At 65.6% G+C, this 14,514-nt stretch carries 14 protein-coding genes; 5 read left to right on the forward strand and 9 right to left on the reverse strand.

Features of this window, described 5'->3' with window-relative positions; all coding sequences use genetic code 11:
- Positions 1–37: 37 nt before the first annotated feature.
- Positions 38–1,048, reverse strand: coding sequence for an asparaginase (locus C8J36_RS00325; RefSeq protein WP_132531348.1), 1,011 nt, complete (start codon positions 1,046–1,048; stop codon positions 38–40).
- Positions 1,049–1,198: 150 nt separating this feature from the next.
- On the opposite strand from C8J36_RS00325, the gene C8J36_RS00330 reads away from it, so the two are divergent.
- The gene (locus C8J36_RS00330) at positions 1,199–1,936 is read left to right on the forward strand and encodes a DUF3750 domain-containing protein (RefSeq protein ID WP_062591755.1); all 738 of its coding nucleotides are present in this window, start codon (positions 1,199–1,201) and stop codon (positions 1,934–1,936) included.
- Between the two features lie 388 nt (positions 1,937–2,324).
- Here C8J36_RS00330 and C8J36_RS00335 read toward each other — a convergent pair whose 3' ends face one another.
- The 3 genes from C8J36_RS00335 to C8J36_RS00345 form a co-directional block, all read right to left on the reverse strand.
- Entirely contained in the window at positions 2,325–3,323 is a 999-nt protein-coding gene (locus C8J36_RS00335; RefSeq protein WP_165914904.1) for an NAD(P)H-quinone oxidoreductase, read from the reverse strand.
- Positions 3,324–3,391: 68 nt separating this feature from the next.
- On the reverse strand, positions 3,392–3,823 hold the full coding sequence (locus tag C8J36_RS00340) for an EamA family transporter (RefSeq protein WP_132531351.1): 432 nt from the start codon (positions 3,821–3,823) through the stop codon (positions 3,392–3,394).
- A 35-nt stretch (positions 3,824–3,858) separates the two neighbouring features.
- Positions 3,859–4,611: a DeoR/GlpR family DNA-binding transcription regulator gene (locus C8J36_RS00345; RefSeq protein ID WP_132531354.1), complete on the reverse strand. Its 753-nt coding sequence runs from the start codon at positions 4,609–4,611 to the stop codon at positions 3,859–3,861.
- Positions 4,612–4,698: 87 nt separating this feature from the next.
- Between C8J36_RS00345 and C8J36_RS00350 the strand changes: the two genes are divergently transcribed.
- The gene (locus C8J36_RS00350; RefSeq protein WP_132531357.1) at positions 4,699–5,064 is read left to right on the forward strand and encodes a DUF4406 domain-containing protein; all 366 of its coding nucleotides are present in this window, start codon (positions 4,699–4,701) and stop codon (positions 5,062–5,064) included.
- 40 nt (positions 5,065–5,104) lie between these two features.
- On the opposite strand, the gene C8J36_RS00355 is transcribed toward C8J36_RS00350, so the two are convergent.
- Together C8J36_RS00355 and C8J36_RS00360 are read right to left on the reverse strand one after the other, a co-directional pair.
- Positions 5,105–5,764, reverse strand: coding sequence for a glutathione S-transferase family protein (locus C8J36_RS00355; RefSeq protein WP_132531360.1), 660 nt, complete (start codon positions 5,762–5,764; stop codon positions 5,105–5,107).
- 102 nt (positions 5,765–5,866) lie between these two features.
- On the reverse strand, positions 5,867–7,240 hold the full coding sequence (locus C8J36_RS00360; protein WP_132531363.1) for a TIGR03808 family TAT-translocated repetitive protein: 1,374 nt from the start codon (positions 7,238–7,240) through the stop codon (positions 5,867–5,869).
- Positions 7,241–7,379: 139 nt separating this feature from the next.
- Between C8J36_RS00360 and C8J36_RS00365 the strand changes: the two genes are divergently transcribed.
- Positions 7,380–9,686 (forward strand): EAL domain-containing protein, encoded by a 2,307-nt coding sequence (locus tag C8J36_RS00365; protein WP_132532924.1) that lies wholly within the window; start codon positions 7,380–7,382, stop codon positions 9,684–9,686.
- Positions 9,687–9,976: 290 nt separating this feature from the next.
- Entirely contained in the window at positions 9,977–10,756 is a 780-nt protein-coding gene (locus C8J36_RS00370) for a L,D-transpeptidase (RefSeq protein WP_062593256.1), read from the forward strand.
- Positions 10,757–10,841: 85 nt separating this feature from the next.
- Here C8J36_RS00370 and C8J36_RS00375 read toward each other — a convergent pair whose 3' ends face one another.
- From C8J36_RS00375 to C8J36_RS00385, 3 genes are all read right to left on the reverse strand, one after another.
- The gene (locus C8J36_RS00375; RefSeq protein WP_132531366.1) at positions 10,842–11,240 is read right to left on the reverse strand and encodes a response regulator; all 399 of its coding nucleotides are present in this window, start codon (positions 11,238–11,240) and stop codon (positions 10,842–10,844) included.
- Positions 11,237–13,195 carry a PAS domain-containing sensor histidine kinase gene (locus C8J36_RS00380; RefSeq protein ID WP_165914905.1) on the reverse strand — a complete coding sequence of 653 codons (1,959 nt, stop codon included), beginning with the start codon at positions 13,193–13,195 and terminating at the stop codon, positions 11,237–11,239. Before C8J36_RS00380 ends, C8J36_RS00375 begins: the two co-directional genes overlap by 4 nt.
- A 142-nt stretch (positions 13,196–13,337) precedes the next feature.
- Complete coding sequence (locus C8J36_RS00385) at positions 13,338–13,853, reverse strand: MarR family transcriptional regulator (protein ID WP_082476798.1); 516 nt, start codon at positions 13,851–13,853, stop codon at positions 13,338–13,340.
- A 139-nt stretch (positions 13,854–13,992) separates the two neighbouring features.
- Here C8J36_RS00385 and C8J36_RS00390 point away from each other — a divergent pair, with 139 nt between their 5' ends.
- Entirely contained in the window at positions 13,993–14,415 is a 423-nt protein-coding gene (locus C8J36_RS00390; RefSeq protein WP_062476814.1) for an organic hydroperoxide resistance protein, read from the forward strand.
- Positions 14,416–14,514 lie beyond the last annotated feature (99 nt).

Below are 14,514 nucleotides of genomic sequence, written 5' to 3' on the forward strand. Positions count from 1 at the left end.
CACCGACGACCCTGCTGACTGCCGACCTAAGTGGCCGTCAGCCCCGGCCGAAAGCCTCGGTCACCCTGACATCGCCGACAGGCATGCCGTTCCAGTTGTGCATGGAGGTCGTCGCTTCCGCCAGCAGCGCGGCCTCGATCTCCGGCGCGTCGCGGAAGAAGCGGGCGAGCGTGGCCGCGATCATGGCTTCGGCCGCGCGGGTGGTGCCGTCTTCGCATTTCAGCGCGATGGCGATGCCCTGCTCGGGAATGGCGGCACAGAAGACGCCTTCCGCGCCGGTCTTTGCGAAGATCCGGCCCGGGGCGATCTGCATGAGGCGGGTGCAGGCGCGCTTCGTTCCCGCGACATAGAAGGGCTCGGCCATGCAGGCGTCGATCAGGCGGCGAGACGCGTTCGCCCGCTCGGGTCCGAGGCCCGTTCCGGTCGCCATTCTGGCAAAGCCGTGGGCAAGACCTTTGAGCGGCACGGCATAGGTCGGGATGGCGCAGCCGTCGATGCCGCAAGTGTCGTGGCCGAGGGCCGCACCGGTCAGGCTTTCCATCGCGTCGCGGATCTCGCGCTGGATGAAGTGGTCGTAGCCGATATAGCCTTCCGGCTCGACGCCGGCATGGCAGGCGGCGCAGATGAAGCCGGAGTGCTTGCCGGAGCAGTTGTTGTGCAGCGCGTTCGGTCTGTCCATCGCGCGCACCTGATCGATCAGGACCGGCTGGGCAAAGGACCAGTGCGCGCCGCATTCGAGCGTCGAGACATCGCGACCGGCCCGCGCGAGCATCTCGGCGGCAAGGGCTGCATGTTCCGGCTCGCCATTGTGGGAGGAGCAGGCGAGGGCCAGCATCCGCTGATCGAGCCCGTAGGCGTCGGCGGCGCCGGTCTCGATGAGGGGCAGGGCCTGCATCGCCTTGCAGGCCGAGCGCGGGAAGATGGCGGCATCGACGTCGCCGAGGGAGAAGACGGTGCGGCCGTCGCCATCCACCGCGATCACCATGCCGCGATGGCGGCTTTCCACGAGCGCGCCGCGCGTCACCTCGACCAGTACCGGGTTCGTCATGTCCAAAACCTCTTGCCGTCGCTGCTCGTCATCACATTTCGGTGCGGGCCTTGCGAACCCTTTCCGTCACGACGATCTCTGTCCTGAAAGCCTGTGCCTTCCGTACCCTGCCATAACCGATCGCGCTTCCGCGTCAAACCCGGACATTGCATGAATCTGATCCGCATTCTCCTGCTCGCCATCCTCGTCGTCTATCTTCTTCCCGCACTTGCCTCTGCCGGGTTCTGGTACGTCAAGGAGCGGCCGGAAAGCTGGCGCAATGCCGACTGGTCGTCGTCCGGCGTGCTGCCCAAGGCGACGGCGGACCGGGAGGCTGCGGTCTATGTGCTCTCGGCGGCCACCGGCGGCCTGAAGGGTGCGGTGGCGAGCCATGCCTGGATCGTCACGAAGGGTGCGGGAGACCGGGTCTACAACCGCTATGACAAGGTCGGTTGGGGCACGCCCATTCGCCGCAACATGCGTGAGGCCGATGGCGCCTGGTATTCCAACCGGCCGAACATCGTCGTCGCCATAACCGGCGCGGAGGCAGAGCGGCTGATCCCGCAGGTCGAGGCGGCGATCCAAAGCTATCCCTACGCCCAGCCCGGCGCCTATCGCATCTGGCCGGGACCCAACTCCAACACCTTCGTCGCGCATGTGCTGCGCACCGTGCCGGATCTCGGTGCCGTGCTGCCGCCCGATGCGGTCGGGCGGGACTATCTGCCGGAGGGCAAGCTCTTTTCGATCGATGCCGATGGCCGCGATCTGCACGCGACGCTCTATGGCCTGCTCGGCATTTCCGCCGGCGTTCGAAGCGGGTTCGAGCTGCACTTCCTGGGGCTGGTCGCCGGCGTGGATTTCGCGCGGCCCGCACTCAAGATCCCCGCCTTCGGCCGCTTGGGTGTCTGATATCGAATTGACCGTTCGATCAGGGCCGGCGGGTCTCCGCGCATTGGCTCCCACAAAACCAGATCCCTGAAACGGAAAAAGGGCCGCGTTAGCGACCCTTTCCACGAAATACGGCCCGTAAACGGCCCGGACTGGCTGCTGGCTCAGTCCGTAGAAGGAAGGCTCAGAGCGAGGGCTGCCTCGTTTCCGCAACCATGCTTCCCTTGTCCGTTACGAGTACCGAAATCTCATTAGACATTGGACCACCTTCCTTTCACTACGTTGAACATGAGGAAAAGATAGGCGATTTTCGGGGAAGCGCAAGTCCTTCTCCGACAAAACGTCCGTCTTCCCGATCACGAAGAGTAACGTTCGATTGTTACGACGTGAGGGACGCCGGAGACGCTCTTCAGAGCGTCAGAACGATCTTGCCGATGTGATCGCTCTCCTCCATCAGCCGGTGGGCCTCTGCGACATTGGCGAAGGGCAGAACGGCGCTCATGACCGGGGCGACGGTGCCGTCGTCGAGCAGCGGCCAGACATTGTCCTCCAGATCGTCGCGGATGGCCTGCTTTTCCACCGCCGTGCGGGGACGCAGCGCCGAGCCCATGACGCGCAGGCGCTTGGAGAGGATCGGGGCGATATTGGCGCTCTCGACCTTTGCGCCGCCGAGGAACGCGATGATGGACAGCCGTCCGTCGGTGGCCAGGCACTGCAGATTGCGCTCGAAATAGGCGGCGCCGATCATGTCGAGGATGACATCGACGCCGCGCCCGCCGGTTTCCGACAGGATGACCTCCTTGAAGTCTTCCTGCCTGTAGTTGATGGCCCTGACCGCGCCGAGCGACAGGCAGGCCTCGCATTTGGGGCCGCTGCCGGCGGTGACGAAGACCTGCGCCCCGAAGGCGCCGGCGAGCTGGATCGCCGTGGTGCCGATGCCGCTCGATCCGCCATGGATGAGGATGGACTCGCCCTCCACCAGATCGGCCATCTGGAACACGTTCGCCCAGACGGTGAAGAAGGTTTCCGGCAGGGCGGCCGCCCGGGCCGCGTCGTAGCCGGTCGGCCAGCGCAGGGCCTGCGTCGCGGGTACGCTGCAATATTCGGCATAGCCGCCGCCATTGGAAAGCGCGGTCACCCGGTCTCCAACAACGAAGCCCTCCGCGCCGTCACCGATCGCGACGATCTCGCCGGCGACTTCCAGACCGAGGATCGGGCTTGCGCCGGATGGGGCGGGATAGAGGCCCTTGCGCTGCATGACATCCGGCCGGTTGATGCCGGCGGCCTCCACGCGCACGAGCAGGTGGCCGGCTTCGAGCTCCGGAAGAGGGCCCCTGGCGAGCACCATGGCTTCCGGCCCGCCGGGGGAGGGCAGGTCGATGAACGTCATTTCCGTGGGCAGCGGCATGGGAACTCCTGTGCTGGGTTGAGGCCAGAGCTAGTGCGTCCGACGGCCGGGTCAAAGGCCAAGGCCGCTCAGAGAACCAGAAGCACGCCGCCGATGGCGATCAGGCCGATGCCGAGCGTGTGCAGGGCCGACAGCTTTTCGCCGAGGAAGGCGACGGCAAAGAGGGCGACGAGGACGACGCTCATCTTGTCGACCGGTGCCACGCGCGCGGCGTCGCCGATCTTCAAGGCGCGAAAATAGCAGAGCCAGGACGCGCCGGTCGCAAGACCCGAGAGGACGAGGAACAGCCAGCTCTTCGGGGAGACCGTAGCCGGCGACTGCCAGTGTCCCGTCAGCGAAAGCAGGAGCCCGAGCGCCGCGAGGATAACCACGGTGCGCACGAAGGTGGCGAAGTCCGAATTGACGTTCTCGATGCCGATCTTGGCGAAGATGGCGGTCAGCGCCGCGAAGACGGCCGAGAGCAGGGCCCAGGCCTGCCAGGAGAGGAACAGGGATCGCATCGATAAGACCTTTCCGGCGCCGCGTGACATGGGGCTCAGGCCTGAAGGATTTCCAGCCCGGCTTCGCGATAGAGCGAGAGTGTCGTGTCCTCGATATCGGCGGAAACCACAAGACCGGTCAGTTGGGCAAGCGGCAGGATGCGGTGCGGCGAGACGGCGCCGAGCTTGTCGCCTGCGGCGAGAATGAAGGTTTCGGCGGACTGGCCCGCGATGGCGCGCTTGATCGCGGCCTCCTCGAAATCGCCCGTGGTGGCGCCGTGGGCCGGGTGAAGGGCGGTCGCGCCGAGAAAGAACAGGTCGAAGCGCATCGTCTCGATGGCGGCCAGGGCAGCCGATCCCGTCGCCACCATCGAATGCTTGTAGAGCCGCCCGCCGATCAGGATCACCTCGGCATCGTGGCCGGAAAGCGCTGCGGCGATGGTCGGGCTGTGCGTGGCGATGGTGATGCTGAGATCGCGCGGCAGGGCCCGGGCGAGCGCCTCGTTGGTGCTGCCGCCGTCGAGGAAGACGAGCTGTCCGGGCGCGATCCGCGCGACCGCCCGCAGCGCCAAGGCCTGTTTGGTCGCCTTGGCGATCTGCGTTCGCGCGCCGAGATCCGGGAGCGGCGGGGCGACCGGCAGGGCGCCGCCATGGACGCGCTGCAGCTTGCCGGCGCCCGCGAGCTCCCGGAGGTCGCGCCGGATCGTGTCCTCCGACAGGCCGAGCTCGCCGGCAAGGGCTGTCGCGACGAGCTGCCCGTCGCGGCGCAGGCGATCGAGAATGAGGGCGTGGCGCTGGCTGGTCAGCATCGAAATCTCCGTCTTGACTCTTCAGGATATTGCATGATCAAATGAGAATTATCAAGAAAATAACCGCAAAACCGTGAAGGAGTTCTCATGTTGATTCTGATTGCCGGCCCTTATCGTTCCGGCACGAATGACGATCCCGCGAAGATGGCAGCCAATCTGAAGGTGCTGGAGGCGCCGTCGCATGCTTTGTTCGAGGCAGGGCATGTGCCGATGATCGGGGAATGGGTGGCGCTGCCGATCTGGCATGCCGCCGGCGGAAAGACAGTCGGGGATGCGCTCTATGAAGAGATTTTCCACCCGGTCGCCGGCCGGCTGCTGGCGCTCTGCGACGCCGTCCTCCGCCTGCCCGGCGCCTCGAAGGGGGCCGACAACGATGTGCGGATCGCGCGCGAACGCGGCATTCCGGTCTATGACAGGCTGGAGGATGTGCCGGGCTGTAAAGCCTCGGCGTAGCGGGCGATACAGGCCGGATCGACGCTGCGGTGCCGGCCCGTCAGGCGGGCTCGGCTTCGCGCACCGTCATCATCTCGCGGAAGGCGGCGCGCGCTTGACAGCGTTCGATCCAGGCCTTGATGCCGGGATGCCTGTCGAACAGGTCCGTCTGGCTCTGGGCGTAGCGAAACACCTCCGCGAGATTGAGATCCGCCACCGTGAAGCGGTCGCCAACGATGTAGGCATGCTGCGACAGGCGACGTTCCAGCATGCCGAAACGCGTGTCCAGTGCCTGCGCTGCGGCATCCACGATCGCCCGGCCCCGCGCGGGACCGTTCGGCTCGGCGTCATAAGCCAGCACGATCTTGACCGCATGCGGCTCGATTTCGGTCGCGGCCCACAGTGTCCAGTCGAGGATCTCCGCCTCCTCAGCGGCATTCGCGGCTGCGAGCGGTCCGCCATGTTTGCGCGCGAGATAGAGGTTGTTGGCAAGCGATTCGGCCAGCACCAGCCCGTTATCCTCGATGGCGGGGATCATGCCTCTGGGGTTGATGGCGAGATAGGCGGGCGACTGGGTGTTGATCGGGGCCGTTTCCGACAGCGGGTCGATCAGCCGTCGCGCCTGCACCACAGGCACGGAGCGGAACGGGATGCCGAGTTCGCCGGCCATCCAGTAGTTGCGCGAGGCCCGCGATCGGTACACTCCGTAGATGGTCAGCATGGCGCTCTCCCGTGTTTGGTCTCGCGTCACGGTAAGCTTTTGGCCGGGCGAAGGAAGACGGGCGCGCTGATACGAACATGATTGTTGCTGATGGGTCGCGCCTCAGACCCGGCGGTTTCCCGAGAGCGTCAGATGCGGGAAGGTTTTGGCTGCCCCGTCCACCAGTTCCGCGCTGGCCTTCTCGGTCCAGCGATAGCCGAGGACGGCATCTCCGACGCTTTCGAACAGATTGTCGGCGATGAGCGCCGTGCCGGCGCCGTCCGCAACCGTGACGCCGCAGCCGAGCGGCGCGACACGGACGATGTTGCCGGTCACCGAGACATTGCGCAGGTAGGGCCCCCAGCCGATCATCAGCGCCCAGCGCGCCACCTTCTCGATGACGTTGCCGGTGATCACGGTGTCCGCCTCCGCCGAAATGCCGTAGCCGAAGCCGGCGCCGTCGGAGACGTAGGGGCCGATGCCGGTGATGTCGCGGATGATGTTCTGCCCGACGGTCGCGAGCCGGCCGCCGGCGTCGAAGTTGACGATCGCGATGCCGTTGGCGGCGGTGTCGACGACGTTGCCGGTCACGATGGCGCCCTCGAACCCGAATTCGGAATAGATCGCGGTTTCCCCGGAGCGCAGGCACTGGTTGGCCGAGATCAGCACATTGTTGGCCGCGTTGGCGCGAATGGCGGAGAGGGCGCAGTCGGACACGTGGTTGCCGGAGACGACGACGTCGCCTGCACGGAAGATGTTGATGCCGTTGCCAGTCTGCCCGGTGCCGCCAGCGAGCGACGCGATGCGCGCGACGCGGTTGCCCGAAACGAGCGTTCCGTCCGGACCTGTTTGCGACCGGTGGACGAGAATGCCGCCATTGCCGCAGTCGGCGACGGTATTGCCGGTGATCGACAGGCCGGTGCTGTCGGTGGCGAAGATGCCGACGCCCTGGGGGCCTGCGATATCGTTGTCGCGAATGCGCCCGCCGCAGCGTCGGAGGTTGAGGCCGTGACCGCGCGTGCGGCCCGAGATCGCACAATTGTCGATCGTCAGCCGCGCAATGCCGGCGAGGTCCACGAGGCCGCTGCCGGGGTCGCCCGACAGGTCTTCGGCTGCGATCGTCAATCCCGTCAGCGTCAGGCCCGTTAGCGTGAGGCGGGCGAGGTTCTCGGCGATCAGAACGGGGCCGGCCCCCGACGCGATCAGACGCGTGGCACCCGGCGTGCCGGCAAGCGTGAGGCCGTCCGGAAGCGTGATCCGGGAGAGCCGGTAGTCGCCCGGCGGCAGCAGGACGGGCAAGCGGCGCTCTGCGGCTTCGGCGAGAAGGGCCCGGAACGCCTTGGACTGGTCGGCGCGCCGGCCGGGCCGAACGCCGAAGTCGGTAGCATCGAGCGCGCCGCGAAAACCGTCGGGCAGCGAGGAAGCGCCCGCGCGCCGGCCTGCGAGCGCGACCGGCAGGCCGGCGAGAGCAAAAAACAGGGTGCGGCGGGTGGTCATGTCTCTCCGGAAGATCTAGCCTGTTACAGGGCTTGTTTAGGGAAGAATAACTTCTTTCCTTTAGCACTTCGTATCGACAGCGCGCGCCAATGACTGGCGGGAGATGGCCTTGACCAAAACGAACCTTCGCGGACGCGGCATGATCCCCGGAAGTCCTCCGGGTGACGAGGATACGCAGCGCCTGATCGAGGCGACGCGCCGGCTGGCCAATGAGGCGGCCCGTCTCTACGGCCCGCGCACCGACATCGCCGAACGCCATTACTGGCTGGAGACGATGGTCAACCATATTCCCGATTACATCTATGCCAAGGATCTGCAGGGCCGCTTTCTCATCGCCAACGAGGCGACCGTGCGCGACAACGGCTTTGCCGAGATGCACCAGATCGTGGGTCTCACCGATTTCGACCTGCACGCCGAAGACGTCGCGGCCCGGATCGCCGATGGCGAGCGGCAGGTTATCGCCAGCGGCGAGCCGATCATCGGCCTGGAGGAACGGGCAGCCGTCGACAAGGGCAACGAACGCTGGCTGATGACGTCGAAGGTGCCGCTGCGCGACAAGCTCGGCCGGACGATCGGCACCGTCGGCGTCTCCCGGGACATCACCGACCGCAAGCGGGCCGAGCAGCTGATGATCGGCCAGACGCGCGTTCTGGAGATGATCGCCAAGGACACGCCTCTCGAGGATCTCTTCCACGAACTGATCCTGATGATCGAAGCGCATGTGCCGGGCGTCCAGGGGTCCATCTACATGCTGACGGAGGACGGGCAGCGGCTGCTGAAGGGTGTCGCCCCGGGTCTCGACCCGGCCTATACGGCGGCGCTGGAAGGTTTTCCGATCGGTCCGAACAGCGGCTCCTGCGGCACGGCGGCCTATCGCGGCGAGCCGGTCTTCGTCGGCGATATCCTCACCGATCCGCTTTGGGCGCCCTATGTCGATTTCGTGCGGCCTTTCGCGTTCCGGGCCTGCTGGGCCGCGCCGCTCCTGTCCTTTCACGGCAAGGTGCTCGGCACCTTCGCGCTCTACTCCAAGACCGCCGGCTTGCCGGCAGACCCGGTTCGCGACCTGATCGCCATGGCCGCGCGCCTCGCGGCGATCGCCATCGAGCGGCGGGAGGCGGCCGAGCGCATCCATTTCATGGCGCATCACGACGCGCTCACCGGCCTGCCCAACCGCGTCATGCTCGACGGACAGATGGAACGGGCGATGCTGGATGCGCGCCAGAAGGGCGAGTGGGTCGCGCTGGCCTTCCTCGATCTCGACAATTTCAAGCTCGTCAATGACAGCCTCGGCCATACGGCCGGCGACGAGCTGCTGCGCACCGTCGCGCAGCGGATGAGCCTCTGCGTGCGCCAGGGCGACATGATCATCCGTGTCGGCGGCGACGAGTTCATCATTCTGCTCACCGGCCTGCAGGCCGACCGGGAGCTGGTTCTTGCGCGTTTCGAGGGTATTCGCGGCGCGATCGCCCGTCCGATGACGCTGGCCGGGCAGACCCTGCAGGTCACCTGCAGCATGGGCGTCGTGTGTTATCCGGAGCAGGGCGAGAGCACGGGCGAGCTGCTGGCCAATGCGGATGCCGCCATGTATCGGGCAAAAGCCTTCGGGCGAAACAACCTCAAGCTCTTCTCGTCGGAGATGGCGGATGCGGCGCTTGCGAAGCTGGTGCGCGTCGAAGCCCTGCGGCAGGCGCTGGAGCAAAGCGAATTCGTGCTGCACTACCAGCCGCAGCTCGATCTCGCCTCGGGCCGCATCTTTGCGGCCGAAGCGCTTCTGCGCTGGGACCATCCGGAACACGGCCTGATCTCGCCGGCCGAATTCGTGCCGCTGGCCGAGGAAACCGGGCTGATCGTCGAGATCGGCGAATGGGTTCTCGATGCCGCCTGTCGCCAGAACCGGGCCTGGCAGGATGCGGGGCTCCCAAACCTCATCGTCAGCGTCAACGTCTCGGCCCGCCAGTTCGCGGAAAAGGCCTGGGTCTCCCGCGTCGCCCGGACGCTGGCCGAAACCGGGCTCGACCCGCGATTTTTGGAGCTCGAGCTGACCGAAAGCCTGATCATGCAGGACGTGCCCCAGGCGATCGCCACCATGCACGAGCTGGAAGCGCTCGGCGTGCGTCTCGCCATCGACGATTTCGGCACCGGCTATTCCAGCCTCAGCGCGCTCAAGCGCTTTCCCGTCAGCCGCCTGAAGATCGATCGGTCCTTCGTGAAGGACATTCCCGACGACGAGGACGACATGGCGATCACGGCGGCGATCATCTCGCTCGCGCAGAAGCTCAAGCTCGACGTGATCGCCGAGGGCGTCGAAACGCAGGAGCAGCTCGATTTCCTGCGCGCTTCCGGCTGCAACGAAATCCAGGGCTACTGGGTCAGCCGGCCGCTGCCGCCGACCGCCTTCGTCTCGCAGCTTTGCCGGGACACGGCGCTGGAGGCTCCGAGCGTCTGATACGGCGAACTCGGTGTCTTCTAAGCTTCGCTTGGCAAGCCTCGCGCCAGCACCTCCCTGCCATAAAGGGCGACAACCGCCGGCAGCGGATGGATGCAAAGTTGCAACGGTCCTAAAAAACCCTGCAGGGCCTGCTGTTCCTCCGTTTGTCGCGCACTAGCTAGGCTGTTGTGCTCCTTGAAGCCGAAGGCACGGTTCCGTTCTCCCAGCGGTCCGGTGCGGTCGGCCAAACGGACCATGATCGTCGCGTCAACCGGAAGTCCGCCCCCATGAGCCCGCTCAAGCCTCCGATGTCCCCTCTGTCCCGCCGGCAGTTTCTGAACCTGAGCGGCGTGGCTGCTGCCACGGCTGCCCTGTCGGCCTGCAACTACACGTCCAACACCGCCAGCTTCAATGCCGAGACCCGGCCGTATTTCCGCAATCCGGAATTCGACAATCGTTTCGCTCCGGCCAATGGCGGCTATGCGACCTTCGGCCAGCCCCAGAATGCCGCCTATATGACGGGCCTGCCGCCGCAGTCCGCCTATGCCGCCAGCATCTACGGCCCCGTGGTCGATGACGGCTTCGCCATTCCCGCCGTGCCCTATCAGGAGATCGATCCGCGCTTCTACCGCCAGGAAGTGGCCGATCCCTTCGGCGAGGCGCCGGGCACGATCATCGTCGATACGCAGGATCGGTTTCTCTACCTGACCGAGCCGGGCGGACGGGCGATGCGCTACGGCGTCGGCATCGGGCGCGAGGGCTTTGCCTGGTCCGGCCGCGGCGTCATCCAGTGGAAGCAGAAATGGCCGCGCTGGAAGCCGCCGAACGAAATGGTCGCGCGCCAGCCGCATCTCGCCGCCTATTCGATCGAGAACGGCGGCATGGAGCCCGGCCTCTCCAATCCGCTGGGCGCGCGCGCCATGTACATCTTCAAGGATGGGCAGGATACGCTCTACCGCCTGCACGGCTCGCCGGAATGGCAGTCGATCGGCAAGGCCGTCTCGTCCGGCTGCGTTCGCCTGATCAACCAGGACGTCATCGATCTCTACGATCGCGTGCGGACGAAATCGCCGATCCTCGTCGTCTGATCGTCGGCGTCCGTCCGGATATTGTAAATTTCTCGACCTGGCACAAGACCGGCGGCTTCGCCGGTTTTTTCTTGGCGGCACGGCGTCAGGGCCGGCCTGTCTCGATGATGTCGGCCAGCGCCTTGAGATTGTCCGAGGTCAGCGGCTTTTCGAAATACCGCTTCACGAAGTCGTATTGCAGCGCCTTGTTCCGGTCCGTGCCGAGGTGAGAGCTGGTCAGCATCACCACGAGCGGTGCAGGGCCGTCGAGCCCTCGGGCGAAATCGCGCGCATAGGTCTCCAGAAACTCGAAACCGTTCATAACCGGCATGTTGATGTCGAGAATGATCGCGTCCGGCTGTTCCCGGCGCAGCATCTCCAGCCCCTCGCGGCCGTTGAGCGCCTGCACGACCTTGATCGTCGGGTCGAAGCGCTGGATCGTATAGCCGCAGATGAAGAGATCCGTCTCATCGTCGTCGATGATCAGGAGGGAGCCTATGGTCATGCGTCGTTCCTCTGGGGCAATCGTATGACAAATCGGCTGCCTTTGTCGAGCCGGACGTAGGCCACGGTGCCGCCGAGATGCTCGGCGCTCTTTCTGACGATGTAGAGGCCGAGACCGCTGCCGTCGGCGCGGGAGGGGTGGAAGCGCTTGAACATCTGGAACAGGCTCGTCTCGTCCCCGGGGTCAAGCCCGAGGCCGTTGTCGGAAATGCGCAGGTCCAGCCATCCGTCGCGCGCCATGGCGGCGTCGATCGCGACGCGGCGCGCGCTCTCGTCGGGGTCGGCATATTTGATGGCGTTCGAGATGAGATTGTCGAGGATCATGCGCAGGCGCGCAGGCTTGGTGCGGATGGTGAGGTCGTCTGCGACATCGACCGTAAACGACACCTGCCGGGCGGGATCGATGAAGCGCAGGCGCTCGATCGTTTCCTCGACGGCAGACAGCAGGGGAACCGCCGTCACGGGCTCGTCCAGCAGGCGGCTGCGCTTCAGCTGGATGATGTTCTCGATCAGTCCGTCGAGTTTCTGAAGGCCGCGCTCGATCCGCTCGATAACCGGCGTCATCTGTGCCGTCGGGGTCTTGAGGCCGATCATGTCGCGCATGATGGTGGTGAGGCCGATGGAGGAGGCGATCGGCGCCCGCAGATCGTGGGAAGTGCGGTAGGCGAATTCCTCAAGCTCGGCATTGGCTTCGAGGATTTCCTGTTCATGCCGTTTCCGCTGGGAGATATCGCGGATGATGCCGCTGTAGAGCACCGTGCGATCGAGCTCGATGCGGGCGACCGAAAGGTCGAGCGGGAAGCGGGTGCCGCTGCGGCGCGTGCCCTCGGTCTCCCGGGCGGAGCAGGCGATGTCGCTGCTCTCGACGTCGCCGCCTGATGCCGGCAGGAAGCCGGGAATGAGGGCGCGGACGTCATGGCCGAGCATGTCCTCGGTGCGATAGCCGAAGATCGTTTCCATGGCATGGTTGGTCGAGAGGATCTGGCCGCCTGCATCGATGGTGACGATCCCGTCTGCGGCGGTATCGATGATCGCGCTCAGGCGTTCCTGGCTTTCGCGCAGCTTCAGGGCGATGCCGCGATAGCTCTGCGCGTTGCGAAAGGCATAGACGATCAGGCCGGCATAGACGATGCCGGAAACGACCAGAAGCCCGGCGAGGATCGCCTGGGAGGCCGGTTTGCCCTGGGCATCGATGCTGATCGTCGCGCCCGTTCCCTCGAAGGCATCCTGCAGGTCGAGCAAGGTCAGAAGCAGGAGGAGGAGATAGCTCGCCGCGCCGAGCATGGCGGCGATGGTCGCGGCGTCGTAGTCGAGCTCCTCGACCCGCAGGAAGATCATGGGCAGGGCGAGGGCTGCAAAACAGAGCGCGGTGTGCGGCGACATATGGCCGTAGCGGGGCCAGTCGCTTTCGGTCACCAGCTGGAGCCCGTAGCCGAGCAGCGTCGCGGCAGCCGTCATGAAGACGGTCGCGGCGAAGACGATGCGCAGGAGCGTCGGCTTGCCGGTGAGGGCGCTGACGAGGATGCAGATGCCGAGAAGGGCGAAGGAGAGCGCCGTGCCGCTCGCCAGATGTCCGGGATAGGGCGATGTCTGGCGGAAGGGATCGAGCATCAGCCGATCGAGCGGGTGCCCCGTCAAGAGGATCGGCTCCAGCAGGAAGACGAGGCCGATGAGCACCACGACGATCGACAGGATGGCCGCAACCCGGCCCTTCTCGTGCAGGAGTGCGACAACGGCAAAGCCGATCAGAACGAAACTGACGGCGGTGTTGAACTGCATGCGGAAGAGAATGGGGAGGGTGTCGGCGAGGAAGCCGACCTTCAGGAGCCAGAGAGTGCCGATGCCGAGGCCGACGGCGACGCAGAACCAGGCTGCCGCCATCCCGGCCATGTGCCAGCCTCGCTTCCGCGGTGGCAGCGCGACGGGATCGACCGACGAGGACCGTTTCCGGTTCACGTCGCGGTCTTGCGCGCCAATCGGCCGCAACGACCCGTGCTCATCCATCGCGTGCGCGCGAACCATCCCCCCAGGTCACCCTCCGCTTTCCCTTGCACCACCAGAGATCACGGCGGGCGGGCGTCGTCAACGCATCCTTACTCTAAAGCGCGTCGTCGGCCGATATCGCGGGGTCGCTCGGCCGGGACAGGCGGTCGGTCAGCGCTTCCAGGACGGTTCGCAGCGCCTCGGCCTCGCCGGTGCTGCATCCGATCGCGCTGCCGATGGCCGTCTGCACATGGCCGGCCTCCGCCTGCAGGGCTTCACCCTTCCCGGTGAGCGCGATGTTGACCTGCCGCTCGTCCTTGCGGTCGCGCGTGCGGCTAACGAGGCCGGCGGCGTCGAGCCGCTTGAGGAGCGGGGACAGCGTGCCGGAATCGAGCCCCAGCTGCTCCCCGATCTGCTTCACCGTCATAACCCTGTGCTCCCACAATGCCAGAAGCACGAGATATTGCGGGTAGGTCAGGCCGAAGCGGTCGAGCAGCGGCTTGTAGGTCCGGTTGAAGGCGTGGGACAGCGAATAGACCGCGAAGCAAAGCTGGTCTTCGAGCGGCAAGGGAATGCTGAAAGACACCGCCTGTGCCGCCTTTTCCGTCCCGTCTGCCGTCCGCTTTTTCATGCCGTGAACCTACAGGAAGCGACGGAAAATTGCAATTTGCAAAATTGGATTGCGTGCAATTGAATTGTGCGTTATAAAGGCCGGGAAGACGGAAGTTCTTCTTCACGAAACGCGTCGAAAGCGACGACAGGAGACCCCAATGGCTATTCTCTACACCACCAAAGCTTCTGCGACCGGCGGCCGTGCAGGTCGCGCCGTGTCCGAAAACGGCGTGCTCGACGTCGTCCTGACCGTTCCGAAGGAACTCGGTGGCGATGGCGCCACGGGCACGAACCCCGAGCAGCTCTTCGCGGCCGGCTATTCCGCCTGCTTCCTCGGTGCTCTCAAGAATGTAGCGGGCAAGGAAAAGATCAAGGTTCCGGAAGAAACCAAGGTCACGGCGACGGTCGGCATCGGCCCGCGCGACGATGGTACCGGCTTCGGCATCGACGTCTCCCTGCTCGTCGACATCCCCGGCCTCGACCGCGAAACCGCGGAACGGCTGGTCGCTGCCGCCCACATCGTCTGCCCCTACAGCCATGCCATGCGCACATCGACGGAAGTGCCGGTCAAGGTGGCCTGACAGGCCGGCTGAGGCGAGCGCCGACAGGCGAGACCAGATCGAGAGGGTGGAGACGGCGCGTCCGTTTCCACCCTTTTTCGGTTTATACGTTCTGAATCA

The sequence above is a fragment of the Rhizobium sp. PP-F2F-G48 genome, assembly GCF_004342335.1.
In the GTDB taxonomy this organism is placed as follows: Bacteria; Pseudomonadota; Alphaproteobacteria; order Rhizobiales; family Rhizobiaceae; genus Ferranicluibacter.

What these genes read in the sequence shown, in the direction of transcription:
- C8J36_RS00325 (WP_132531348.1), bottom strand. Translation starts at nt 1,048, where the DNA reads ATGACGAACCCGGTACTGGTCGAGGTGACGCGCGGCGCGCTCGTGGAA.
- C8J36_RS00330 (WP_062591755.1), top strand. Translation starts at nt 1,199, where the DNA reads ATGAATCTGATCCGCATTCTCCTGCTCGCCATCCTCGTCGTCTATCTT.
- C8J36_RS00335 (WP_165914904.1), bottom strand. Translation starts at nt 3,323, where the DNA reads ATGCCGCTGCCCACGGAAATGACGTTCATCGACCTGCCCTCCCCCGGC.
- C8J36_RS00340 (WP_132531351.1), bottom strand. Translation starts at nt 3,823, where the DNA reads ATGCGATCCCTGTTCCTCTCCTGGCAGGCCTGGGCCCTGCTCTCGGCC.
- C8J36_RS00345 (WP_132531354.1), bottom strand. Translation starts at nt 4,611, where the DNA reads ATGCTGACCAGCCAGCGCCACGCCCTCATTCTCGATCGCCTGCGCCGC.
- C8J36_RS00350 (WP_132531357.1), top strand. Translation starts at nt 4,699, where the DNA reads ATGTTGATTCTGATTGCCGGCCCTTATCGTTCCGGCACGAATGACGAT.
- C8J36_RS00355 (WP_132531360.1), bottom strand. Translation starts at nt 5,764, where the DNA reads ATGCTGACCATCTACGGAGTGTACCGATCGCGGGCCTCGCGCAACTAC.
- C8J36_RS00360 (WP_132531363.1), bottom strand. Translation starts at nt 7,240, where the DNA reads ATGACCACCCGCCGCACCCTGTTTTTTGCTCTCGCCGGCCTGCCGGTC.
- C8J36_RS00365 (WP_132532924.1), top strand. Translation starts at nt 7,380, where the DNA reads ATGATCCCCGGAAGTCCTCCGGGTGACGAGGATACGCAGCGCCTGATC.
- C8J36_RS00370 (WP_062593256.1), top strand. Translation starts at nt 9,977, where the DNA reads ATGTCCCCTCTGTCCCGCCGGCAGTTTCTGAACCTGAGCGGCGTGGCT.
- C8J36_RS00375 (WP_132531366.1), bottom strand. Translation starts at nt 11,240, where the DNA reads ATGACCATAGGCTCCCTCCTGATCATCGACGACGATGAGACGGATCTC.
- C8J36_RS00385 (WP_082476798.1), bottom strand. Translation starts at nt 13,853, where the DNA reads ATGAAAAAGCGGACGGCAGACGGGACGGAAAAGGCGGCACAGGCGGTG.
- C8J36_RS00390 (WP_062476814.1), top strand. Translation starts at nt 13,993, where the DNA reads ATGGCTATTCTCTACACCACCAAAGCTTCTGCGACCGGCGGCCGTGCA.